Genomic DNA, 24,171 nt, shown 5'->3' with positions numbered 1-24,171 from the left:
CGTGACTCCTTCGACCGGCCGCGCGTCGGTGCTGCGGCGTGTCCTCTGAAGGTAGGTCGCGGGAGGTTGCACCCGCGTGCGCAACGTTGCGAGTGGTTGCAGGCGGATGCCGGCGCTACTCGGCGCGCTCGATACGGGCGACCAGACCGGCGCGCTTGGGCGACCGGGCGGGCAGCATCTCGAGCGCCAGGCGCAGGATCTCGACGTCCGCCTGCCCCTCCGGGATGTCGGCGTAGGCCAGGAGCACGTCGAGGCTCGCCTCCGACAGCATCGCCTCACGCAGACCGGCACGCACCGACTCACGGAACTCCTCGACGCCGGGCGATGTCGACTCGGGCAGCACCGGCCCACGGTAGGCGGTCAGCGCCACACGGTGCGCGCCGCGGTCGAGCAGCGACAGCACGTCATGCGCGTCCGTGTCGAGTGGCAGCGGCAGCCGGTAGGGGCGCGATTCGGGCACCAGGTCGGGGGCCGCGCGTTCGAGCACCTTGCGCAGCCGCACCATCTCGGGGCGCAGCGTGTCGGGTGACACCTCCGGTCCGTAGACCAGCTCGCACAGGCGCTCGGCCGAGAGTCCCTGCCGGTGCACCGCGAGCATCAGCAGGATGGCGGCGTGGCGGGCGCTGAGCTCGATCATCGACTCCTCATGCGCCGACTCGGTCTCGAGCCGCGCCCGATCCCGGCCCAGCACGTGCAGGGTCGCCCGGGCGGTGGCACGGGTGCGAGAGACCACCGCATGCGCACGAGCCGACGTCTCGGCGCGCGAGCGCAGCCGTGCCACCAGGAGCTCGGATTCAACGGCGCGGGCCGTGGCATCGACCAGGAGCCGCGCCTGCGGGCTCACCACCTCAGGGCCACCCGTGATGTCGATCACGCCGAGCACGCGCTTCGTCTCGGGGTCGCGCACCGGTGCCGCCGAGCACGACCACGGATGCACGAGCCGGTTGTAGTGCTCGGCGCCGCGGATCTGCACCGATTGGCCGAGGGCGAGCGCGGTACCGGGGGCGGTCGTGCCGACGGCATCCTCCGCCCAGTTCGCCCCCGCGACGAAGCCCATCCCGTCGGTGAGGGACTGCAGTTGCCGGTCGCCCTCGATCCACAGCAGGCGCCCGGCCTGATCGCCGACGGCGATGACCACGCCGGTGTCCTCGGCATCGCCGGGGAGCAGCAGAGCGCGGATCATGTCCATGGCGGACGCGAGCGGATGCGTCCGCCGATACGCCTCGAGCTCCTCGGTCGCGAGCTCGAGCACCGGGGCCGTCTCGGGCCCGACGCGTCGCCGCCACGACCGCTCCCACGACTCGCGCACGAGCGGTCGCACCTGAGCGAGCCGCTGGTCGTCGAGGTTGCCCGCCAACAGCTCCTCGTGGGCACGCTCGATCAGGAGGCGGGAGGTCGCGGGCTGGACGTCCCGGGAGTCGTGCCATGAGGCAGACACGGCGGTCTCCGATCATCGGCGGTGGAGCGTCATGCCAGTGTACGACGCGGACGCGGCGAGGCACAGAGTGCGGATCACCCGATCGACGCCGAATCCGCAACCCCCCGGAAGTGAGGGAAACCGCGATGCTGCGTTGCGTCCGAAACGGTCGCAGCACTAGACCAGCAGGAGCAGGGGCGGAGGGGATGTGCAGACGGGGTTATCGGCGATCCGCGCCGATCGTAGACACCGTGGCGCGAGGAGGATGTCGCGCAGAGCCGTGCTCCTCGCGCAGACGTTCGTGTTCGCGATCCTTCTCGCCGTCACGCTGGTCGGCGCTCTGACCTTCGCGGGCGCCGAGAATGAACGCGGCGTCCTCAGCATGCTGAAGCATCCGGTCGCCGATGAGATCGCCGACCGCGTGCTCAGCGGCGACTCCCGCCCTCTGGGACGGCCCCTGTCTCTGTACGCCGTGGTCGATGCCGCGGGCGACATCGTCGCGGCGGAGGGGCCCGACGGTGATCGGGCGATCGGACGACACGTGAACGGGCTCGGCAGCGAACCGGGGGCATCGACCGGACCGGGATTCTCCTTTCCGCTCGCACGCGGAGGCTGGTTGTTCGTCGAGATCGATCAGCGCTGGCTCGGCAATCGGGTGATGGGCATCGCCCTGCCCGTCTCGCTCTTGATCATCGGGGCGGCCGCGCCGTCCTTCATCCTGCTGCGCGTGCTGTCGGTGCGCATGACCCGCGCGGCGTACCGCATGGAGCCGGAGCAGGTCGACCAGATCGTGCGCGAGCGGGCGACGCTGCTGGAGAGCATCGCGGATGCGGCGATCGGGATCGACAAGGACGGCGGGCTGCTGTGGTTCAATCGCGCAGCCGAGGACCTCCTCGGCGTGGCGGATACCGACATCGGCCGCAGCGCGGAGGAGGTGCTGTCGACCGCGGGCGGCGGCGGCAGCGGTCACGCTCTGGACGCTCATCTGATCCAGATCGGCGACCGCGTGCTGATGCTGTCATCCGATCTCACGCTCTCGCACGCCGCGGGCGAGAGCCGGCTCGTGATGCTCAGGGATTACTCGCGCGATGCCTCGCTGCTGCGCGAGCTGGACGGAGCGCAGAGTCATATCGATGCTCTGCGCTCACGCGGACACGAGTTCGCCAACACCTTGCACATCATCGAGGGACTGCTGGAGATGAAGGAGCCTGATCGCGCGCTGGAGTTCGTCCGAGCCGGTGGAGTGTCCGGGGAGTTCGGCATGCCGGCTGACGGGATCGAGGACCCGAGTGTGCGCGCACTCGTCTACGCGCACCGGGCTCGCGCACGCGAACGCGGCATCGAGCTCGTCGTCGCGCCCGGTGCCGCTCTACCCGACCTCGCGGGCGCCGAACCGCTCTTCACAGAGGCCGGCCTGCTGGTCGTGGGCAATTTCCTCTCCAATGCCGTCGAGAGCTGCGAGATGGATGACCGGGTGCGCCTGAGCATCCGTTCTCGGCCTGCGGCCGCTGGGCGAGGCCTCGAGGTGACGCTGCAGGTCGACGACAGCGGGCCTGGGGTCCCGGAGCATCTGAGGGATCAGATCTTCGCGCTCGGCATGACGACGAAGACCGGCCGCGACGCGCGGGGATACGGTCTCGCCATCGTGCGAGGAGCCGTCACCCGGGTGGGCGGGTCATGCGTGTGCCGCCCGTCCGAACTCGGTGGCGCACAGTTCGAGGCGCGACTCCCGGTGCCGCGGTCCGACGAGTGGAGGTTTCCCGATGCATGAGCTCGGAGTGCTGATCGTCGACGACGAGCCGATGGCGGCGCAACTGCATCGGATGTTCGTGGAAGGCACTCCCGGGTTCGTCGTGACGGGCCTCGCCTACTCGGGTGAGGAGGCGGTGGAGATGATGACGAGGGAGCCTCCCGACGTGGTGCTTCTCGATCTGCAGCTCCCCGGGATGTCGGGGATCGACGTGCTCCGGCTGCTGCGCACCCACCTGGGCGACGACGTCGATGTGATCGCCGTGACCGCGGACCGTCGCGCCCGCAGTGTCGACCAGATGCGGATGCTGGGCGTCGCCCACTACCTCGCGAAGCCGTTCTCGGTGCGCGAGCTCCGCACGCGGCTCCGCTCCGTGGCCCGTGTGCGCACGACGCTGGCTTCTCGTCAGAGCTTCGACGGACAGGCGGACATCGACGGGGTGATCCACAATGGCTTCGTCGAGCTCGGCACCGCGGTCACGCGACCGGACGATCCGACCGAACAGGACATCCTCGCCGGGCATCCGCTCGACGCCCTGCGCGAACTCGCCGATCTTCGCATCGCCGATCACGGGCACTCCGTCGACGTCACCCTGCACACGCTCGCCGACGCGCTCCATGTGTCGGCCCGCCAGTTGCAGCGCGCATACGCACGCGTCGATCGTGCGGTGCAGGATGCGATCCGCGATCACAGGGTCGGCGTCGCCGCGATGCTCATCCTCGGCGCGGAGCGGCTCACGATGACCGAGGTGGCGCGCCGCAGCGGCTTCAGCTGCGTCCGCACCATGCGGCGCGCGTTCCAGGAGGTCCACGGAGTTCCCCCCGCGCGTTGGCGTGCGATGCAGACGCGCGGGGAGAAGGAGCCGAAATCGCGACGAGAAACGGACAGAACGCGTCCAGGACACGAGGAATGACAGGTTTGCGGCGCAGCAGGATGCCGGCGTCGGGGAGGATTCGGGAGAGGGATGCCACAGCGCGATGGGCTGGGAGTCGCCACCGCGCCGTGCATCCCTCGGACCGCCCAGGGGAGCGGTCGAGGGCACGGATCTGCGGAGGGTGCCCGAGGAGACGATGGAGCCTCCTCGCCGTGAGGGGCCTCGGCTGGGGCGCAGGCCCCTCACGGGGACCACGGGGAGCCGCCTCAGGCGCGCGCGTCCCACCAGGCGCGCAGGCGCTCCTCGGCGACCTCGGGGCCGAGCACGCCCTCGTCGAGACGCAGCTCGAGGAGGAACTTGTACGCCTCGCCCACCGCGCGTCCGGGCGTGATGCCCAGTACCTGCTGGATGCGGTTGCCGTCGAGCTCGGGGCGGATGGAGTCGAGCTCCTCCTGCTCGCGCAGTGCGGCGATCCGCGACTCGATGTCGTCGTAGGCGCCTGCGAGGCGTGCGGCCTTGCGCTTGTTGCGCGTGGTCACGTCGGCGCGGGTGAGGATGTGCAGCCGATCGAGCTGGTCACCGGCGTCGCGCACATAGCGGCGAACGGCCGCATCGGTCCAGGCGCCCTCCGCGTAGCCGAAGAACCGCAGGTGCAGTTCGATGAGGGTGGCGACGGCATCCGTGGTGGCGGTGTCGAAACGCAGGGCCTGCATCCTCTTGCGGGCCATCCTCGATCCCACCACGTCATGGTGATGGAAGGTGACGATGCCGCCGTCTTCGAGCTTGCGGGTGCGCGGCTTGCCGATGTCGTGCAGCAACGCGGCGATACGCAGGGCCACATCGGGCTCGGCGCCCGGGTTGCGCGACTGCTCCAGCTCGATGGCCTGACTCAGCACCGTGAGCGAATGCTCGTAGACGTCCTTGTGATGGTGGTGTTCATCGACTTCCAGACGCAGCGCGCTGACCTCGGGAAGGAACTCGTCGATCAGTCCGCTACGGACCAGCACGCGGATGCCGCGCACCGGGTCGTCGCTCTGCATGAGGCGAACGAGCTCCGATTGGATGCGCTCGGGACTCACGATCTTCAGCGTCTCGCGCAGTTCGGCGATCGCGTCGGCCGTGGCATCCTCGACGCGGAACCCGAGCTGCGCACTGAAACGGGCGGCACGCAGCATCCGCAGCGGATCGTCGCCGAACGAGATGCGCGGGTCGGCGGGCGTGCGCAGGATGCCGGCGACGAGGTCTTCCACTCCCCCGGTCGGATCCACCAGCTTCACCGAAGGCACCCGCAGCGCCATCGAGTTGACCGTGAAGTCGCGCCGCACGAGGTCGCCCTCGATCGAGTCGCCGAACTCGACGGTCGGCTTGCGCGTGACGCCGTCGTAGCTGTCGGCGCGGTACGTGGTGATCTCGACCTGTTCGCCCTGCACGCGGGCGCCGATGGTGCCGAACGCGCGACCGATGTCCCAGTGCGCGGTGGCGATCGGCTTGACGATCGTGAGGATCTCGTCGGGCGACGCGTTCGTCGTGAAGTCGAGGTCGTGCGTCTCGCGACCGAGCAGCGCGTCGCGCACCGGACCGCCGACGACGGCGAAGTCGAATCCGGCATCCGCGAAGGCCGTCGCGAGGGTGCGGACGACCGGATTCTCGGCGAGCGCACCGAGACGGGCGAGGCCGTCAGCCATGTTGAGCATGGGTTCCAGCGTACCGGGCGGGGTCGCGCAGGTAGTGTGAGGCCCATCATGCAGCTGAGCACATTCGCGCCTCCGCCCACGCCCGCAGCGCGCGGGGCTCGCGCCCTGGCGACGCAGTACCACTCCGCGTCGATGCTGAACCACGTGGTGAGGTCATGGCTGTGGGCCGAGGCCTTCGCCCTCGCCGAGGACCGCGGCGACATCGATCACGAGCTGCTGTACGTCTCTGCGATGCTGCACGACATCGGAATCGTGCCCGAATTCGACAACGTGCACCTGTCCTACGAAGAAGCGGGTGGCCACGTCGCCGTGGCCCTCGCGACCGGCGCCGGATGGGATGCGGATCGCAGCAGGCGTGCACTCGAGGTCATCATCCGTCACAACTGGCCCTCGGTCGACCCCGCGATGGACGTCGAGGGGTACCTGCTGGAGATCGGCACCGCTCTCGACATCTCCGGAGCGCGGCCCGATGCGCTTCCCGCGGCCTTCGTCCGCGAGGTGCTCGCCGCGTACCCGCGCCTTCAGCTCGCACGCGAGTTCGGCGACGGCGTCGTCGATCAGGCGGCGCGCAAACCGCACACCGCCGCGCACCGGCTGGTCACCGGCGGCGTCGTCGGCAAGCTCGCGAACCATCCGCTCGAGCGGACGTTCTGACGCGCGGCGGCGACTCCGGCACTACGAGACGGCGGCGACTCCGGCACTACGAGACGGCGAACCATCCCAGGAACTCGCCGTAGATCGGCAGCAGCAGCAGTGCGGCGATTTCCAGCGCCGCGACCAGTGCGGTGACCACCCACGCCGCGACGAGCAGACCACGAGGGGTATCGTCACTCGAGCGCCGCAGCCAGCTGGCGATCACGACCAGCACGAACGATGCCGGCGGCAGCGGGCTGAGGAGGATGGCGACCACGGCGAACACCCGCCACGGTTCCGGCTCGCTCTTGGTGCGCACCTGCTGCAGGCGCTCGACCTGTGCCTCGAGTGCAGATCGAGCGGTAGCCAGCAGCGCAGGCGACCTCTTCCTCGTGCCCGGCAGGAGGATCAGTGCAGCGATGACCGCCCCCGGAGGCACCAGGATCAGAAACCCGTACGCCAGACCAACGAGATATCGGGGAAGCTCGTCACCGGAACCGAGGTTCATCGCCGTGACACCTCCCTCCATGGCGACGACGACCGACACGAGCGCCGGCGGTATGAGCAGCATCATCGTGTCGAGCACCCTGGCCTGCAGCGCCGACGGTATTGCCTGGAGAGCCGCCCCCACCGCGAAGAGGGTGAGCACCGCAGCGAACACGACGTAGGCCGCGGTCAAGCCGACCCGATCGAGCATCGCCTGCACGAGCAAGGCACCCGCCCCGATCGTCAGCACGGTCACGATCCCCCCGCGCAGGGTGAGCGAGCGTCGCGGATGCGGGTCGCGCTCACCCGGAATGCGGTCGATGGCCGTTCGAATGCGCGCGATCACCGCTCCGGTGCGCGACGATGCCAGACTCAGCTTCTCCGCTTCCAGATCGGCGAGGGTCGCGGCATCCGCCGCGATGAGCAGTGTCATCACCGCTCCAACGGGCACCCCGAACACCTGAACCACATCGAAGGTCTCGGGGAAGCGCGACGCCGCTGCGCCGAGGAACGTCGACAGCGCCACGAACGCCGAGGACATGGCCACGACCCCGGCGACATGCCCCCAGAACTGCCGGTGAGCGATCGCATCCTCCGGCTCGATGTTCTCGTGGTCCCGCGGCATCCGCAGCAGCACCTGCAAGGCGATCGATGCCGGAAGGAGCAGCACCAGGGCAGCACCGCCCTGGTCGAGGCCGAGCGTGGCCGGAGAGAGCGTCAACGGCGACGTCCCGCGGTCGGGAACGAGGCCGGTCAACCAGACGAACAGCAGCTGCACCGCCACGAGCAGCATCCCGACCAGCGACGCGCGACCGGCCGAGCGCCGGAGTGACCGGGCATACCTCGTCTCGGCGATGACCACGGCATCCGCGTCCACGCCGCCGGTGCGCGACACCGGCTCTTCCGAATCGGCCGGCGGGTCGGCTGCTCTCCGGCGCTGCAGCACTTCGCGAAGGCAGTCGACGACGCTCTTCTTCCCCATGATCGCCCCCCGGGGATCGTTTCGACCGACCATACCGAGATCCGGGCGGCTCACCGGTATACGATCCCGCCGCCAGACGCGTCAGAACAGCGGGTTCTCCCCCTTGGCCTGGGCGACGGCCTGCGTGCGCGCCTGCATCTGACGCACCAGGAGCGCGCTCATCAGGAACCCGCCGACCAGGGCGACCGCGACGAGCAGCCAGACGCCGACATCGGGGTCGATCACCTCGAAGGCGAAGATCGCGACCGCGAGGATCAGGACCGCTCGGGCGACTCACGGACGGCGGCTGCCGCAGCATCCGTTCATCTGCCGGTTGCCCGGAGGTCAGCCCGCGGTCATCCCGCACCGATGGGCTGAAGGGGCCCCGTGCGGCTGAGCACGGAACCCCACCCCACGAAGGACTGACATGACCTCCCCCACCCCTGCGGTGCGGTGGCGGCGTCACGGACTCACATCCGTCGCGCTCCTCGCCCTGCTCGGCGGCGCCGTCGTCGCCCCCGCGGCCCTCGCCGCACCCGAACCCGAGGTGCCCACGGGTTCACTGATCTCCGGTGACACCGCCTGGCACTACCTGGATGACGGCTCCGACCCGTCGCCTGCGCCGGCGGCCCTGCGCGACTGGACCCTCCCGGCCTACGACGACAGCAACTGGAAGACGGCGCCCGGCTCGTTCGGCGCCAAGAACGGCAAGCTCGGCGCGGTCGGCCCGCAGACGCCGAAGACGCTGCTCACCCACTACCTCGACGGCACCAAGGCCCCCACCGTGCCGACGTACTTCTTCCGCACGACGTTCGAGCTCGAGGCGGGCGTGGCCGAGCAGGTCGCCGCGCTGCAGAGCACCATCACGTACGACGACGCGATCATCGTCTGGATCAACGGCACCGAGGTCGCACGCTACGTCGACGGCCGCATCACCGACACCACGAACGTCGAGTACGCCGGCGACTCGAACGGCGACCCGCTCACGAGCTCCTTCAGCGCCGAGGGCGAACTGCTGCACGACGGCACGAACACGATCGCCGTCTCGCTCTTCCAGGACCGCGAGTCCAGCTCCGACATCTACTTCGACATGTCGTCGCTGACGCTGATCGAAGCGGCCGACCCCGGCACCCCGGTCGTCGCCGCTCCCACCCGCGTCATCCTCACCCCGACCGAGAACCCCGAGATCTCGCAGTCGTTCACCTGGCTCGCCGGTGACGCCTCGCACACGATCGGGCAGGTCGAGATCGCACCGGCGGCCGGCGGCGACACTCGCACGGTCGACGCCTACGACGCGGGCGTCGTGAACGGCAACCCGAACAAGCACTTCTCGGCGACGGTCACGAACCTCACCCCTGCCACCGAGTACCGCTACCGCGTCGGGCTGCCGGGCAGCTGGAGCGACTGGTACCAGTTCCGCACGGCCGACCCGAAGGCCACCGACTTCCAGTTCATCTACTACGGCGACGCGCAGATCGGTCTCGACACCACCTGGCCGAGCGTCGTGAAGCAGGCCGAGGCGAACGCTCCGCGCTCGATCGGATCCGTGCACGCGGGCGACCTGATCAACACGTCCAGCAACGAGAACGAGTGGCTGAACTGGTTCAAGGGCATGAAGGACTCCGCGGTCCGCACCAACGTGATGGCGGCGCCGGGCAACCACGAGTACTCCGGTGACAAGCTGCTCACGGCGTGGAAGGCCGCGTTCGAGTACCCGCACAACAACCCGTCCACCAGCTCGGTCGGCGAACTGGCCGAGCTCGCGAAGGGCGACTCCGAGGTCGCGCAGCAGTACCGCGCGTTCTTCGACCACTGGAGCTCGTTCGCCGCGGAGACCGCGTACTACACCGACTACCAGGACGTGCGCTTCATCACGCTGAACGCGACCCGCGACAAGACGTTCCTCACCCCGGCCGGGCTCCCGTCCTGCACCGGAACGGACTGCCCTGCGAACCGGATCGACGTGCTGTGGACCCGCTTCCAGGGCGCCTGGCTCGACCTGCTGCTGCAGAACAGCCCGTCGAAGTGGAATGTCGTCACGTTCCACCAGCCGGTGTTCTCGGCATCCGAGGGTCGCGACGAGCCGGTGCTGCGCGCCGACTGGCTGCCGATCTTCCAGCGCAACGACATCGACCTGGTGCTCATGGGCCATGACCACACCTACGCCCGCGGCTACGTGAACACCGACGCCACCGAGACTCCCGGCCTCACGACCGGGCCGGTCTACGTCGTGTCGAACTCGGGCGCGAAGCACTACGACCTCGAGACCCCCGAGAAGAACGTCTGGACCAACAACGGCGCCACCCAGGTGCTGCGCGGTCAGGGAGTCACGACCTACCAGGTGATCGACGTGTCGAAGAACCAGCTGGTCTACCGCTCGTACCTCGCCGAGAAGACCGAGAACTCCACGACCGACCTCCCCGTCGGTGCCGTCTACGACACCTTCACGGTGACCAAGTCGGATGCCGGTGAGAAGTGGGTCACCGAGAAGGGCGTCACGCCGCCCGTCACCCCGGAGCCCGAGGTTCCTGCCGAGATCGAGCTGGGCGCGGCATCCGTCGCGGCCGGCGGCACGGTCACGGTGTCCGGAAGCGGCTTCGCGGCCGACGCCGAGCTCCGGTTCGAGCTCCGGTCCGACCCCGTCGACCTCGGCACGGTCACGGCCGATGCGGACGGCGCCTTCAGCCGCACGCTGACGATCCCCGCGAACACCCCGGCCGGCGTGCACACGCTCGCCGTGATCCGCGCCGACGGCACCGAGGTCACCACCCCGCTCACCGTGACCGCGGCATCCTCCGGGGGCGACGAGACCCCGGGCGGGAACACGGGAGGCTCGGCCGACGGCGACCTCGCCACGACCGGAGCAGACAGTACGCCGTACGTGATCGGCGCCGTGGTGCTCCTCGCGCTGGGCCTCGGCCTGTTCGCGATGCGCCGCCGCCGCCCGCACGCGGAGGTCGACGCCGAGTAGCACGCGGCATCCGTCCAGGAGGGCGCCGTCGGGGTCTCGGCCTCGGCGGCGCCCTCCGCGTTCCCGTCGATAACGATCCGTGATCGTGCTGCCGGCGAGGCCGAGTCGCATCTCGCGCTCCTCCTATGCTGAGGCCATGCACCGCCGCGTTCGCCTCGTCCTCCTGTCCGCCACGGCCGTAGCCGTCGGCCTCTCGCTGGCCGCCTGCACGCCTGCGAACGAGCCGGATGGAGCGGCAACGCCGTCCACATCGTCCTCGCCGCTTCCCACGCCGTCGGCCACCCCCACACCCGCTGATCGCATCGTCGAGATCTCGGTCGACGGTCTCTCGATCGACGGGGGTCCCGTGATCGGGTACGACGCCGCGGACGAGGCTGTCGCCGCTCTCACCGACGCGTTCGGGTCGGCGCCGACGGAAGGGCCCGTCGAAGGACCTTACGGCAGCGTGTACGACGGATTCGACTGGGAAGGGACCAAGGCGCTGGTGCGAGACACCCGGATCGACCTGGTCGTGTCGGCGGATGCGTCCGGCGTGCTCTTCCGCACACCGGAGGGCATCGGCCTCGGGTCGACACGCGCCGAGGCGATGGCCGCCGGCGCGGTGGACGGGTGGGACGAGGACGGCGACGGCGTCGCCGACTACCTGAGCATCGGCGTGCGCGAGGTTCCCGGCACGACGTCACTCGTGCATCCGGGAGAAGTCGGCGTGGAGTACATCGACCTCCAGATCACCGATGACGTCGTGACCCGGCTCAGCAGCGGCGGCAACGACTTCAGCGACATCTGATCCGCGCCGGGGACGGATCGCGACAGGGTCGCGTGACAGCCTCCGCCGCTCCCCCGCGCACAACTTCGGATGCCGCGGACGACACACCGTGGTTTCGGCATCCTGCGCGGCGTGTCGTCCGCCATCTCCGAAGTCGTGCACCCGGAGTCGACGCCGGACTGGGATAACCTTCCACCGAGTCCGTCCCGCCGAAGGAGAAACCCGTGCCCGCGAACGATGTGATGGCCGACGAGACCGATCGGATCGTCGCTGCGGCCCTGCAGGTGAACGGTCGAGCCTCGTGGGGCGAGATCGGCCGCGTGGTCGATCTGCCCGAGCGCACCGTCGCCCGCCGCGGCCAGCGTCTGCTCGACCGAGGACTGGTCCGCGTCTCCACCTACGTGGATCCCGCCCGGGTGCTGCATGCGCGCGCCGTGCTCTTCCGCATCACGACCGAGCCTCATGCCCTCTGGCACGTGGCCCGCACGCTCGCCCGCCGGTCGGATGCCTCCTCGGTGTCGGTCCTGGAGGGCAGCAGCGACATCGCCGGGATGCTGCTGCCGCGCGATGACGCCTCGATCCGCGAACTGCTGTTCACCGACTTCCCCGAGCTGGAGGGCATCGCGTCGATCAACGTGACGACGGTGCTGAAGTTCTTCCGCTCCGGCCACGACTGGCGCGCCGGAGTGCTCACCGACGAGCAGGCCCGCATGCTCGACGAGTCCTCGGGGTCGGAGGTCGACCCCGCCGATGCGCTCACCGACGAGGAGGAAGCGCTCATCACGCTGCTCCTGAAGGATGGGCGGATGCCGGTGGCCCAGCTCGCCCGGGCGCTCGGCCTGAACGTCACGACCACCCGCCGCCGCATGGAGTCGCTGAACCGCCGCGGCCTGATGCACCCGCGCACCGAGGTCGTGCCGAGCCTGTTCGGCCTGGGGCTGGAGGCCCTGGTATGGCTGCGTGTGCCGATGGATCGGCTCGAGAAGGTGGGCACCGCACTCGCGGCCGCGCCCGAGGTGAAGTTCATCGCGGCGACCACCGGCACCTCGCAGCTGCTCGCGAACGTGCTCGTGAAGGACGCCGACGAGTTCTACCGGTTCCTCACCGGTCCGGCAGTGGCGGGTCACGACGGCCTGGAGGTCGTCGAGTCACTCGTGGTCATCACGCCGGTGCTGCGCGGGTCGCTCATCGTCGACGAGGCGCCCGAGGCGATGGCCATCGACATGCCGACGGGAGCGATCCGCCTGTAGGCCGATTCTGTTACGAGCGTGTAAAGAAATGGCGAGATCGTTCGTCATGGCTTGACCCAGTGGCGAAATAGGGCGACTATCTCTCCAGGGCCTTCACCCCTGGAGAGGACGACCGTGTTCACGGCAACTGGAGACGACTGGGCGGATCGCGCTGCGACCCTGCACCTGCGCACCCGCATGTTCATCGACGGCGGCTGGGAGGCCGGCTCGGCAGAGCCCCTCACCCCGACGAGCCCTCGCGACGGGCGGGTCCTCCCGGAGATCACCGCGGCATCGGCCGCCGACGTCGACCGGGCCGTGCGCTCCGCTCGCCGCACCTTCGACTCCGGCGTGTGGTCGCGCATCGCACCCCGTGAGCGCGGACAGTTGCTCATCGCGTTCGCCCAGAAGATCCACGACAACGCCGAAGAGCTCGCCCTCACCATCTCGCTCGAGATGGGCAAGCCCGTACGCGAGGCGCTGCAGACCGAGCTCCGCGCGGTCGTGAACTGCTTCCGCTGGTACGGCGAGGCCGCCGACAAGGTCCTCGACGAGATGCCCGTCACCGCGCCGGACAGCCTGGCGCTCGTCACCCGCGAGCCGGCCGGTGTCGTCGCCGCCGTGGTGCCCTGGAACTTCCCGCTCACGATGACCGCCTGGAAGCTCGCCCCCGCCCTCGCGGTCGGCAACAGCGTGGTGCTCAAGCCCGCCGAGCACACCACGTTCTCGGCACTCCGCCTCGCGGAGCTCGCCCACGAGGCCGGTATCCCCGCCGGTGTGCTCAACGTCACCCCCGGTGCCGGACACATCGCCGGCCGTGCGCTCGGCGAGCACCTCGACGTCGACGTCGTGACCTTCACGGGTTCGCCCGAGGTCGGCCGACGCTTCCTCGGCTACTCCGCGGCATCCAACGGCAAGCGCGTCTGGCCCGAGCTCGGCGGCAAGACCGCGAGCCTGGTGCTGCCGGATGCCGACCTCGAGAACGCGGTGCGCGCCACCGCCGACGGCTGCTTCTACAACCAGGGGCAGATGTGCACGGCATCCTCTCGCCTCCTCGTGCCGCGATCGCAGCATGAGCGCGCGCTGGAGATCGCCGCCGACGTGGCGAGGAACAGCCTTCCCGCCGACCCCTTCGACGTCACCACATCGATGGGGGCGATCGTCAGCGAGAAGCAGCTCGCGGGGATCGCCGGATTCGTGGAGCGCGCCCAGGCCGAAGGCGGCGTGCTCGCCGCCGGCAGCGCAGAGCGGTTCCACGCCGTCGACGGCGGCAGCTACTTCGCCCCGGTCGTGCTCGGCGTCACCCCGGAGCACGAGGTGGCCCAGCGCGAGGTCTTCGGCCCCGTGCTGTCGGTCATCGCCTACGACGACGTGGAAGACGCCCTCGCGATCGCCAACGGCACCGAGTTCGGGCTGGCCGCGGCGCTGTGGAGCAACGACCTGAACGCCGTGCACACCCTCTCGCGCCGACTGCGGGCCGGGATCGTCTGGGTCAACTGCTTCGAAGAGGGCGACATGACGATCCCCTTCGGCGGGGTCAAGGGCTCCGGCTTCGGTCGCGACAAGAGCCTGCACGCCATGGAGAAGTTCACCGATCTGAAGACCACCTGGATCGCGCTCTCATGACCCGCCCGTTCATCGGCATCACCACGTGGCGCCGCTTCATCGACACCGACCTGGGTGCAGGGCGCCCTGCGCACAGCCTCGGCACCGAGTACTCCGCGCCCATCGAGGCCGCAGGCGCAGCCGTCGTGCTGCTGCCGCCGACCGGGGGCGTCGACGAGGTGCTCGACCACCTGGACGGACTCGTGCTCTCGGGCGGCGAAGACGTGCACCCCGCCCGCTACGGCGCCCAGCCGCAGCCCGAGAAGACGTACGATCCGGCCCGCGACGAGTTCGAGATCGCGCTCGCCCTCGGCGCCCGCGAGCGCGGCCTTCCCGTGCTGGCGATCTGCCGCGGCCTGCAGGTGAGCAACATCGCATTCGGCGGCTCGCTCATCGTCGACATCCCCTCGACCGAAGACCACCACCCCGTGCGCGGCGCCGATGAGCAGCTCTCGGCCCGGCATCCCGTCTCGTTCGCGGCCGACAGCCGGCTCGCGGCACTCTACGGCGTGCGCGAGCGCGTCGTGAACACCATCCACCACCAGTCCGTCGACATCCCCGCCCCCGGTCTGCGCCCCGTCGCATGGGCGCCGGACGGGATCGTCGAGGCCGTCGAAGCCGACAGCGACTGGCCCTTCTGGGCGGTGCAGTGGCACCCCGAGAAGATGATCGACCCCGCCGAGGCCGCAGAGGAGCTCCCGCTGTTCGCGGCGTTCGTCTCGGCCGCCCGTGAACGAGCAGCGGAACACGCCGCTGTGGAGAAAGGAACACGATGACCAAGCAGGTCTTCCTCGAGTACGAGAACGGCGTCCGCGCCGTCGCCACCCTGTTCGAGGACCTCGCCCCTCGCACGTGCGAGGCCATGTGGGGTGCACTGGAGAAGCCGGTCACCATGCAGGCGATGCACGCGATGTACGCCGGACCCGAGGTCATGGTCGGCCTCCCCGAAGAGGCACAGAACTTCGACCCCGAGAAGGTGCCGTTCGAGAACCAGCAGGTCGTCCCCGCACCGGGAGATCTGCAGTGGTACTGGCAGCGTCCGATGCAGATGGGCGGCCTGCCGTTCGAGTGGTACGAGATCGGAGTCTTCTACGATCGTGGTGCACGTACTCTCGGCCCGCTCGGATGGACACCCGTCAACATCTGGGGCGGCATCACCGAAGGATTGGCGGAGTTCGCCAAGGAGAGCGCGGCGATCCGCATCGACGGAGCGAAGCAGCTCACCATCGGACGCCTGGTCTAGGCGTCCATTCCGTGCTGGACCCATCCCGAAGGAGCAGTGCATGAATACCCGAAGAATTCTCACGACCGGAGCGCTCGTCGCAGCCGGTGCCCTCGTCCTCGCCAGCTGTGCAGCCGGTGACGACACCACCGCAGGCGGCGACAAGGAGTTCGCCGGCGAGACCATCGTCGTCACCTCGTTCGGCGGCGACTGGGAGAAGGCCTTCATCGAGGCCGTCGTCGATCCCTTCGAGGAGGAGACCGGCGCCAAGGTCGAGCTGATCACGCTGTACAGCGCCGATGCCCTCGCGCAGGTCACCGCCCAGAAGGCGAGCCCGCAGATCGACGTCGTGCACTTCTCCGGCGGCCAGGAGTTCACCGCGGCCCAGGACGGCCTCATCGCCCCGATCGCGGCCGACGAGCTCTCGGAGTCCGGTGACCTCATCGACCTCGCGACCGCCGGTCTCGAGCGCGGCGAAGGACCCGTCATCCAGCTCGCCCCGATCGGGCTGGTCTACAACACCGAGGCCGACGCCCCCGCGCCGACCTCGTGGCTCGACCTGTTCGACGAGGCCTACGCAGGGCACGTCGCGCTCACGGACTTCTCGAACACGTACGGCGTGCTCTCGATGCTCCGTGTCGCAGATGCCCTCGGCGGCGGCATCGATGACCCGTCGCAGGCGATCGCGGACCTCGGTGCCCTGGCGTCGTCGGGCGACGCGATCGTCGTACCCACCTCGCCCGACCTGCAGACCGCGTTCGCCCAGCGCGCGACGTGGATCGCCCCCTACGCGATGGACTACGCCGGAACGCTGCAGGATGCAGGGCTCCCGGTCGAGTTCATCGTCCCGGAGGAGGGTGCCACGGCATCCCTCATCACGGCCAACGTGGTCGAAGGACGGGACAACCCCGACCTCGCCAAGCTCTTCATCGACTTCGAGCTGCGCCCCGAAGCGCAGACCGTCTTCGCGGAGAACATGCGGTACTCGCCGGTGAACACCAAGGCCGAGCTCTCGGGCGACGCCGCGGATGCGGTGCTGACCGGTGACGAGCTCGACAACGTCGTGGTCTACGCGCCCGGCGACATCGCCGCCGACCGGCAGTCCTGGACCGACGAGTGGAATGCGCTGATCACCAAATGAGCGTCCGAACCCGTAGGGAGCCCTGGCTCCTGCTCCTGCCGGCGATCGTGCTGCTCGCGCTCGCCTTCATCACCCCGGTGGCTGGCATGCTCCTCATGAGCGTGCAATCGTCGGCAGGCGGGTTCACCCTCGACAACTTCACCCGGTTGTTCACGAGTGAATATCACCTCCAGGCGGCGCTGCGTTCGCTCCGCCTGGGGGTGATCCAGACGGTGATCACCCTGGTGCTGGCCATCCCGCTGTCGTACGTGATGGCGCGCGCCGGCTCGAAGGTGCGCTCCTTCCTCCTCATCGTCGTCATCCTGCCGCTCATGACCAGCGTCGTCGTCCGCACGTTCGGATGGGTCGTGCTCATGGGGCCGTCGGGCCTGTTGATGAAGATCCCCGGCGCCGAGTTCCTGGTCGGCGGCACGCAGGGCTTCCTCGGCACCGAGACCGGTGTCGTGATCGCGATGGTGCAGGTGCTCCTGCCGTTCGCCGTGCTGAGCATCCTCGGCGTGATCTCCGGCATCACCCCGCAGCTGGAGGAGGCGTCGCGCACGCTCGGCGCCGGCTTCTGGCGCACGCTCCGACACGTCGTCCTCCCCCTGGCGATCCCCGGCATCGTCGCCGGCGCCTCGCTCGTCTTCGTGCTCTCGGTGAGCTCGTTCATCACCCCCCGCTTCATCGGCGGGGCGCAGATCCCCGTATTCGCCCAGACGATCTACGTCGACGCGACCACCAACCTGGACTGGTCGTTCGCGGCCGCGCAGGCCGTGCTGCTGTTCGCCGGCGTCATGCTCGTGCTCGCAGCGACGTCCCGACTCGGGAAGCAGAAGGTGTGACCATGGTCCGTTCCGTTCCGATCCTCGGCAGGGTCCTCGCCATCGTCCTCGGCGTCGTCGTGACGCTGTACATGCTCGTCCCCCTCATGGTCGTCGCCGGCGCATCGGTGGGTGAGAACCGCTTCCTCACGTTCCCGGGTCAGGGCTTCACGCTCGACTGGTACGTCGACGCGCTCACCTCCGACACCTACCTGGAGCCGTTCCGACTGAGCCTGCTGGTCGGCATCACGGTCGCGATCGTCGCCGCATCCATCGGCACCGCCGCCGCGCTCGCCCTGACCCGCTTCAAGGTCCCCGGCGGCGCCGCGATCCAGGGGCTGCTGATGTCGCCGCTGACGATCCCCACGATCATCCTCGCGATCGGCGCCCTCTCGATCTCGTCCCTCACGATCGGCGCCCCGAACGTCGGTGTGCTGATCGCCATCCACGTGGTCATCGCGATCCCCTATGTCATGCGCACCGTCACGGGTGTCATGACCAGGGCAGACCACTTCACCGAGGAGGCGGCCCGCACGCTGGGCGCCAGCGCCTGGAACCGCTACCGCCTCGTGGTGCTCCCCATCGCCCGCCCCGGCATCGCCGCCGGAGCGTTCTTCGCCTTCAACATCTCCTTCGACGATGCGGTCATCGCCCTCTTCCTGCGCACCCCGCAGCTCGAGACGCTCCCCATCGCCATATACGGCCAGCTGGAGTTCAGCACGTCGCCCACCGTGGCGGCCGTCTCGACCCTCATGGTCCTGCTCACCGTCGTCCTCATGATCGTGCTCGAACGCATCATCGGCCTGGGAAGGTTGTTCGTCTGATGACAACACTCACCATCACCTCACTCACCAAGGACTTCAAAGGGACGTCGGTGCTCAAGGGCATCGACCTCACGATGCAGTCGGGGGAGTTCGTCTCCCTGCTCGGCCCGTCAGGGTGCGGGAAGACGACACTCCTCCGCTGCATCGCGGGGTTGGAATCGCCCAGCGGCGGCACCATCGAGATCGCGGGAGAGGATGTCACGAAGCTCCCGCCCGAGAAGCGCCACCTGGGCATGATGTTCCAGAGCTACGCGCTCTTCCCGCACATGAGCGTGGTCGAGAACGTGCGCTTCGGGCTGCGGATGTCGGGCGAGAAGTCCAAGTCGGAGCAGAAGGAGCTGGCCGTGCGCGCACTCGAGCGCGTGCAGATGGGCCACCTGGCCGACCGGATGCCGGCACAGCTGTCCGGCGGCCAGCAGCAGCGCGTCGCGCTCGCCCGCGCCATCGCCTTCGAGCCCCGCGTGCTGCTGCTCGACGAGCCGCTGTCGAACCTCGACGCCCGCCTGCGCGAAGACATGCAGGTCGAGCTGAAGGAACTGCACCGCACGCTCGGCCTCACCACCGTGTTCGTCACGCACGACCAGGAGGAGGCCATGAGCCTGTCCGACCGGATCGTGCTCATGAACGCGGGCGTGATCGAGCAGGAGGGTGCACCCGCCGACCTCTACGGCGCACCGCGCACACCGTTCGCCGCCGACTTCATCGGTGCGGCCAACCTGCTCCCGGCGACGCGCTCCGGTGCCGTGGCGACACTCGACGGCACCAGGATCCAGGTGCCGCTGACGGGAGCCGGGCCGGACGGCGCCGGAGAGGTCGTGCTTCGCCAGGAGGACCTGCGACTGTCGCCGGCCGTGGGCGCGGATGCTCCCGTGGGCGTCGAGGTCGTCACGCACGTGTACCGCGGCGCCGACATCGTGTACATCGTCGAGCTCGCCGGTCGGCGGCTGCGCGTCGTGCGCCCGCGGCACGAAGAGCCCATCCCCGAGGGCACCGCCGGCCTCGGCTGGCGCGACGGTGCCGTGCTCTGGATCGCGGCCGCCTGACCCCCGGGTCCAGGTGCCCGGCCCAGGCCGGCCCCGCCAGGCACCCGTGCACAACTTCGGAGGTCACCGGGCGGCGCGCCGTGCGAGGCCGCCCGACACCGGCGTGTCCGCTCCGATCTCCGAAACTGTGCGCACCCGGTCGAGACCCTGCACGACGCAGAACCCTGCGAAGCGCGAACCGCGGTCATAGGATCGGCTCGTGGCCGCTGACGACGAACGTTCTCCCGTACCCGACACCTCCCGCCGAGGCTTCCTCAAGATGGGTGGTGCCGCACTGGCCGGTGCCGTCGTCGGCGGGGCGGGCGGAGCCGCGATCGGCGCAGGCATGGCGGCGAACAGTCGCAGCGGTTTCGCCGCTGAGCCCGACCCCTTCGCCGCCCTGACTCCGCGCAAGGAGCCGGGTTTCGACCACATCGTCGTGGTGATGGGCGAGAACCGCTCCTTCGACAACCTGCTCGGCTACCTGTACTCGAAGGACACGCTGCCCGACGGCGAGACCTTCGACGGACTCGCTTTCGGCGACCACAGCAACACCGCTCCCGACGGCACCGTCGTCCCCGCCCATGTGCACACCGGTGACACCGATCGCATCATGAGCCTCCCCGACCCGGATCCGGGCGAGGAGTATCCGCACGTCAACACCCAGCTGTTCGACACGATCGACCCGGCCTCCAACGCAGACCTCTACGTCGACGGCATGCACGCCCCGTTCAACGCTCCGCCGCACGGCACGAAGGCGACCATGTCCGGGTTCCTCACCGACTACTTCGTCAATCTGCGCCGGCTGCGCAAGGGGGTCGAGCCGTCGCTCGACGAGGCCCGGCACATCATGGGCTCCTTCTCCCCCGAGATGCTGCCGACGCTGTCGACCCTCGCCTCCGAGTTCGCGGTGTTCGACCACTGGTACGCCGGAGTGCCGTCGCAGACCTTCTGCAACCGCTCGTTCTTCCACGCCTCCACCTCGCACGGTTTCGTCACCAACCAGGCGGGCGGCGGCTACTCCAAGTGGCTCGATGCGCCCGCTGCGCCCACCGTCTTCAACCGCCTCGAGGATGCCGGCATCTCGTGGAAGGTCTACATCGACAAGCTGCAGCTCGTCTCGTTCACCGGGATGCTGCACGCCGCCGTGCTCGAGAAGTACTGGCGCACCGAGCACTTCGGCACGATGGAGGACTTCTACGCCGACACCAGGAACGGCACGCTCCCGGCCTACGCGTTCATCGAGCCGCGCATGGTCTATGACCACAACGACTTCCACCCGCCGTTCGGCGAGGTGCGGGCGAGCGACGTCGACGGCTCCGAGATCTTCGACAGCGCGATCTCCGACGTGCGCGCCGGAGACCGGCTCATCCACGACATCTACGAGGCCGTGCGCACCAGCGCGTCGGCGAAGGGGTCGAACGCGGTCAACACCCTGCTGCTCATCACGTTCGACGAGCACGGCGGATGCTACGACCACGTGCCGCCGCCCTCTGCCACGAAGCCGACGCCCGACACCGGCCCCGGCGAGATGGGCTTCACCTTCGACCGCCTCGGATGCCGGGTGCCGGCGATCGCGGTGTCGGCGTACACGCGGCGCGGGACGATCATCCACGACGAGATGCATCACGGCTCGGTGACCGCGACCCTCTCGCGCCTGCACGGCCTGAAGCCCTTGAACGACCGAGACGAGTCCGCGAACAACATCCTCGGCGTCGTGAACCTCGACCAGCCGCGGCATCCCGCCGACTGGCCGATCACGACCCCCGCCTACACCCCGCCGAACCCCGAGCAGAATCCGCCGCATCCCGGCGAGAAGGATCAGGAGAAGCCGCTCACTCCCCCCGCCCGCGGACTGCTCGGACTGCTGATCGCCCGCTACGGACGTCCCGACGAGCCGGAGCCGGAGACCTTCGCAGACGCCTACCGGCTGCTGCACGAGCACGGCGAGGAGCTGTTCGGCCCGCCCAAGGGCTGACGTCCGTTCTGGTCAGTCGCGCTTCGACCGGCGACGGGAGGCGATCAGCAGCGTCGCGCCGAGGATCAGCACGACCGCGCCACCCGCGGCCCAGGCGAACGTCTCCGGCCCGAGGCCTGTTCCCGCCAGCGGACCCTGCCCGCCACCCGTGCCCGGCGTCGGGGAGACCGTATCGGTCGGGGTCGGCGTCGGGGTCGGGGTGACCACGACGGCGGAGAGCGTGAAGTCCTGATCCGTGATCGCCTCGCCCGCAGCCGTGATGAGGACGGTGCGCGTAGCCGCTCCGACGACAGTCGTGCCGGTGGGAGCGACCACGGTGAGCGTGTAGGTGCCGGGCGGCAGTGCCCCGAGTCCGTAGGAGCCGTCGGCATCCGTGGTCAGCCGCTGCGTGCCGCCCGGGCCGGAGACCTCCACCACGACACCGCTGATGGGGCCTCCGCCGGCATCGCGCACGACACCGTCGAAGGATCCGAGGCGGGCGAGCGCGAAGTCGACGTCCTCCACGTCATCCGCTGCGACCTGCTCCGCCCGCGTCACAGGGCCGGCGGCGACGTATCCACCGGGGGGCGTGATCGTGATGTCGTAGTCGTCGGCCGGCAACCGCGGGAAGCTGTAGTCGCCGTTCGCGTTCGTCACGGTGCTCAGGGTGCCCCCGGGGCCGCTCGCCGTGACCGTCACTCCCGCGACACCGGCGCCGTTCGAGGCGACGGTGCCGCTCAGCGTCGGGTTCTCGGCCAGCGCGAAGTCCACGCCCGTGATCGGATCCTCGCTGTCCTCCGGCACCGTGAAGGCGGGCGGCGAGTCCGTGATCGTGAATCCGGGCGGTGCGACGATCTCGGCAGTGTGCTCTCCCACGGGCACCGAGTCGAACAGGTAGCGTCCGTCGGCATCCGTCGTGGTCGTCTGGCCGTCGATGGTGACGGTCACTCCGGGGACCGGGTCGCCTCTGTCATCCGTCACCTGGCCGGACACGGCGACCGGAATGATGTCGCGCACGGTGAAGTCGGCGATGGCATCCGCATCGGTCAGATCGGCGGACTGAGTCGTCGCTCCCGTCGAGATCTTTCCGTCGGGCGGCGTCACGCGCACCGTGTAGCCGTCGGTCGCCACGAATCCGGCGAACGAATAGGTACCGTCTGCCGCCGTCGTGGTCGTGCCGACGACGGTTCCGTTCGCGTCGGTGAGGCTCAGCGTCACGCCGGTCAGCGGCCCCTCGACGAGGTCGGCGACGGTGCCGGTGATGTCGCGGGCGAGGGAGGCGAACCACGTCTGGTACACCGGGAATCCGGCGCGTCGGGTGAAGATGAGGCTCAGCGAGGTGATCGGGACGTTCGGCTCGAACCACGCGGCGGCGCCGCTCGTGTCGGCCGCGGCCGCGTTTCCGATGAGTGTGAGGGTCACGGGGTTCCACGTGGGGACGTCATCCGCGGCGCCGGTGCACGAGGGCTTGCCGGCGACGCCCGGCGCGCAGTAGTTGAAGCCGCCCCGGAAACCCAGCTGGGCGGCCGTCAGCGCCTGCCCGTCCGTTCCGACCGCGCTGATGCGCACGGCGTCGGCATCGATGTCGCCGAGCACGAAGGCCCATCCCGACGCGGGGGTCGGTGCGTCGAAGGAGTACGTGGTCGTCGACGGACTCGTCGCGTTGTCGGCCTTCGGACGCAGGTTCAGGTACGGCTGGTTGATGCTCGAGCCGTACTTCGCGCCCACCGGCGTCCCCTGAGACAGCCAGACGGATGCCCCGGAGATGATGCCGACCTGTCCGCCGCGCGAGTCGCTCGTGACGGTGGCCGTGACGGCGGGGTTCGCGGCGACCGCGACCGAGGTCGTGAACGCGCCACCGACTCCGGTCAGTGGTTGCCAGGCTGCCCACGTCGACGTGGTGGCCGCCGATGCGGGCACTGCAAGGACGACGGCCGTGAACAACGCCGCGACTCCGATGACAAGGCCTCTCCCGCGCACACGCATGCGGACAGGCTACCCCGGTATATCGGAATGCCGCAGGGTCGATTCCTGACGTCGCCACACGCCGGCGTGATCGGTGTTCGCTACCTGACCATTCGAGCTGCAGTCATGGCGGGTGCGGACGAATCTATCTGCTCGGTGCCGTCGAAATGGAATCCGTTGCGTAGGTAGAACGCTGTTGCTCGGGGATTCTCCTTGGCGACCCAGAGCATCGCCCCACTGTCACCCAGCGCCTGATCCAAAAGCGCTTGGGCCGCGCCGGAGCCGTAGTGCGTTGCGGCCACATAGATCGCGTACAGCTGACGCACGCGCGGCGGCTCTTCCCCTTCACGCCTCGTCCCCGGTCCGACCCATGCGAAGCCGATGATCTTCCCCTCGCTCTCAGCAACTCTGACGACGACGCCATCCGTGGGGTGACTGAGCACGTGTTCCCACATCTTGTGACGACCCGCAACGTACTCCTCGGAGAAGAAGGTGTCCGGCAAGAGGTGTGAATATGCCTCGCGCCACGTCGACACGTGCAACTCGGCGATCTCCGGGGCGTCAGCGATGCACGGGGGGCGAACAGCGAATGTCATCGCATCAGGATGCCAGTGCCCGCGCGCTGCGGCCTCATCAGCTCTGGTCGAGCTGACGCCTCCGGTAGGAACTGATCGACGTGAGGAGGTAGCGAAGCTGGACTGCGCATGCTCCCAAGATGAAGGCATACCCGAGACCCTGCGAGAACTCCTCGGGGCTGCGCACGAGGAAGAAGCCCCCCAGAAGAAGTACTGAGGTCAGCAGCAGCGTCCAGTTGGTCTTCATGAACGCGAGCCTATCAACCGAGCTCTTCG

Annotated in this window: 21 protein-coding genes; 14 read left to right on the top strand and 7 right to left on the bottom strand. The window is 69.2% G+C overall.

Annotated features, from left to right (window positions below; translation table 11 throughout):
- Window positions 1-115 precede the first annotated feature (115 nt).
- The gene (locus ACIOVG_RS08000; RefSeq protein WP_400871276.1) at window positions 116-1,438 is read right to left on the bottom strand and encodes a GAF domain-containing protein; all 1,323 of its coding nucleotides are present in this window, start codon (window positions 1,436-1,438) and stop codon (window positions 116-118) included.
- A 244-nt stretch (window positions 1,439-1,682) separates the two neighbouring features.
- Between ACIOVG_RS08000 and ACIOVG_RS07995 the strand changes: the two genes are divergently transcribed.
- Together ACIOVG_RS07995 and ACIOVG_RS07990 are read left to right on the top strand one after the other, a co-directional pair.
- Complete coding sequence (locus ACIOVG_RS07995; protein WP_400871273.1) at window positions 1,683-3,188, top strand: sensor histidine kinase; 1,506 nt, start codon at window positions 1,683-1,685, stop codon at window positions 3,186-3,188.
- Window positions 3,181-4,080 (top strand): response regulator, encoded by a 900-nt coding sequence (locus ACIOVG_RS07990; RefSeq protein WP_400871270.1) that lies wholly within the window; start codon window positions 3,181-3,183, stop codon window positions 4,078-4,080. The genes ACIOVG_RS07995 and ACIOVG_RS07990 overlap by 8 nt, the downstream gene beginning before the upstream one ends.
- A 227-nt stretch (window positions 4,081-4,307) precedes the next feature.
- Here ACIOVG_RS07990 and ACIOVG_RS07985 read toward each other — a convergent pair whose 3' ends face one another.
- Window positions 4,308-5,735 (bottom strand): CCA tRNA nucleotidyltransferase, encoded by a 1,428-nt coding sequence (locus ACIOVG_RS07985; protein WP_400871267.1) that lies wholly within the window; start codon window positions 5,733-5,735, stop codon window positions 4,308-4,310.
- Between the two features lie 48 nt (window positions 5,736-5,783).
- On the opposite strand from ACIOVG_RS07985, the gene ACIOVG_RS07980 reads away from it, so the two are divergent.
- Entirely contained in the window at window positions 5,784-6,389 is a 606-nt protein-coding gene (locus tag ACIOVG_RS07980) for an HD domain-containing protein (RefSeq protein WP_400871264.1), read from the top strand.
- 46 nt (window positions 6,390-6,435) lie between these two features.
- Here ACIOVG_RS07980 and ACIOVG_RS07975 read toward each other — a convergent pair whose 3' ends face one another.
- Window positions 6,436-7,836 (bottom strand): hypothetical protein, encoded by a 1,401-nt coding sequence (locus tag ACIOVG_RS07975; protein WP_400871262.1) that lies wholly within the window; start codon window positions 7,834-7,836, stop codon window positions 6,436-6,438.
- Between the two features lie 81 nt (window positions 7,837-7,917).
- The gene (locus ACIOVG_RS07970) at window positions 7,918-8,061 is read right to left on the bottom strand and encodes a hypothetical protein (protein WP_400871259.1); all 144 of its coding nucleotides are present in this window, start codon (window positions 8,059-8,061) and stop codon (window positions 7,918-7,920) included.
- Window positions 8,062-8,242: 181 nt separating this feature from the next.
- Here ACIOVG_RS07970 and ACIOVG_RS07965 point away from each other — a divergent pair, with 181 nt between their 5' ends.
- The 11 genes from ACIOVG_RS07965 to ACIOVG_RS07915 all read left to right on the top strand — a co-directional run bounded on the left by ACIOVG_RS07965 (window position 8,243) and on the right by ACIOVG_RS07915 (window position 21,376).
- A complete protein-coding gene (locus tag ACIOVG_RS07965; RefSeq protein WP_400871256.1) occupies window positions 8,243-10,786 on the top strand; it encodes a fibronectin type III domain-containing protein in 2,544 nt (847 codons plus the stop codon).
- A gap of 136 nt (window positions 10,787-10,922) precedes the next feature.
- Complete coding sequence (locus ACIOVG_RS07960; protein ID WP_400871254.1) at window positions 10,923-11,573, top strand: hypothetical protein; 651 nt, start codon at window positions 10,923-10,925, stop codon at window positions 11,571-11,573.
- A gap of 203 nt (window positions 11,574-11,776) precedes the next feature.
- Window positions 11,777-12,802, top strand: coding sequence for an Lrp/AsnC family transcriptional regulator (locus ACIOVG_RS07955; protein ID WP_400871251.1), 1,026 nt, complete (start codon window positions 11,777-11,779; stop codon window positions 12,800-12,802).
- Window positions 12,803-12,916: 114 nt separating this feature from the next.
- On the top strand, window positions 12,917-14,407 hold the full coding sequence (locus tag ACIOVG_RS07950) for an aldehyde dehydrogenase family protein (RefSeq protein WP_400871247.1): 1,491 nt from the start codon (window positions 12,917-12,919) through the stop codon (window positions 14,405-14,407).
- Window positions 14,404-15,162 (top strand): gamma-glutamyl-gamma-aminobutyrate hydrolase family protein, encoded by a 759-nt coding sequence (locus tag ACIOVG_RS07945; RefSeq protein ID WP_400871244.1) that lies wholly within the window; start codon window positions 14,404-14,406, stop codon window positions 15,160-15,162. Before ACIOVG_RS07950 ends, ACIOVG_RS07945 begins: the two co-directional genes overlap by 4 nt.
- Window positions 15,159-15,629, top strand: coding sequence for a DUF3830 family protein (locus tag ACIOVG_RS07940; protein WP_017829890.1), 471 nt, complete (start codon window positions 15,159-15,161; stop codon window positions 15,627-15,629). Before ACIOVG_RS07945 ends, ACIOVG_RS07940 begins: the two co-directional genes overlap by 4 nt.
- A gap of 40 nt (window positions 15,630-15,669) precedes the next feature.
- A complete protein-coding gene (locus ACIOVG_RS07935; RefSeq protein ID WP_400871241.1) occupies window positions 15,670-16,749 on the top strand; it encodes an extracellular solute-binding protein in 1,080 nt (359 codons plus the stop codon).
- Window positions 16,746-17,573, top strand: coding sequence for an ABC transporter permease (locus tag ACIOVG_RS07930; protein ID WP_247628449.1), 828 nt, complete (start codon window positions 16,746-16,748; stop codon window positions 17,571-17,573). Before ACIOVG_RS07935 ends, ACIOVG_RS07930 begins: the two co-directional genes overlap by 4 nt.
- Before the next feature lie 2 nt (window positions 17,574-17,575).
- Entirely contained in the window at window positions 17,576-18,376 is an 801-nt protein-coding gene (locus ACIOVG_RS07925) for an ABC transporter permease (protein ID WP_400871236.1), read from the top strand.
- Window positions 18,376-19,419, top strand: a complete 1,044-nt coding sequence (locus ACIOVG_RS07920; RefSeq protein ID WP_400871233.1) for an ABC transporter ATP-binding protein — start codon at window positions 18,376-18,378, stop codon at window positions 19,417-19,419. The genes ACIOVG_RS07925 and ACIOVG_RS07920 overlap by 1 nt, the downstream gene beginning before the upstream one ends.
- Before the next feature lie 199 nt (window positions 19,420-19,618).
- The gene (locus ACIOVG_RS07915) at window positions 19,619-21,376 is read left to right on the top strand and encodes an alkaline phosphatase family protein (RefSeq protein WP_400871230.1); all 1,758 of its coding nucleotides are present in this window, start codon (window positions 19,619-19,621) and stop codon (window positions 21,374-21,376) included.
- Between the two features lie 12 nt (window positions 21,377-21,388).
- Here the strand turns inward: ACIOVG_RS07915 and ACIOVG_RS07910 are convergent, their stop codons facing one another.
- From ACIOVG_RS07910 to ACIOVG_RS07900, 3 genes are all read right to left on the bottom strand, one after another.
- Window positions 21,389-23,341, bottom strand: coding sequence for a collagen binding domain-containing protein (locus tag ACIOVG_RS07910; RefSeq protein WP_400871227.1), 1,953 nt, complete (start codon window positions 23,339-23,341; stop codon window positions 21,389-21,391).
- A gap of 80 nt (window positions 23,342-23,421) precedes the next feature.
- The gene (locus ACIOVG_RS07905) at window positions 23,422-23,916 is read right to left on the bottom strand and encodes a GNAT family N-acetyltransferase (protein ID WP_400871224.1); all 495 of its coding nucleotides are present in this window, start codon (window positions 23,914-23,916) and stop codon (window positions 23,422-23,424) included.
- 37 nt (window positions 23,917-23,953) lie between these two features.
- Window positions 23,954-24,142, bottom strand: a complete 189-nt coding sequence (locus ACIOVG_RS07900) for a hypothetical protein (protein ID WP_400871220.1) — start codon at window positions 24,140-24,142, stop codon at window positions 23,954-23,956.
- Window positions 24,143-24,171: the final 29 nt, after the last annotated feature.

The organism is Microbacterium sp. NPDC087591 (genome assembly GCF_044743625.1).
Taxonomy (GTDB): Bacteria; Actinomycetota; Actinomycetes; order Actinomycetales; family Microbacteriaceae; genus Microbacterium.
This window is presented reverse-complemented; position numbering and strand designations above follow the sequence as displayed.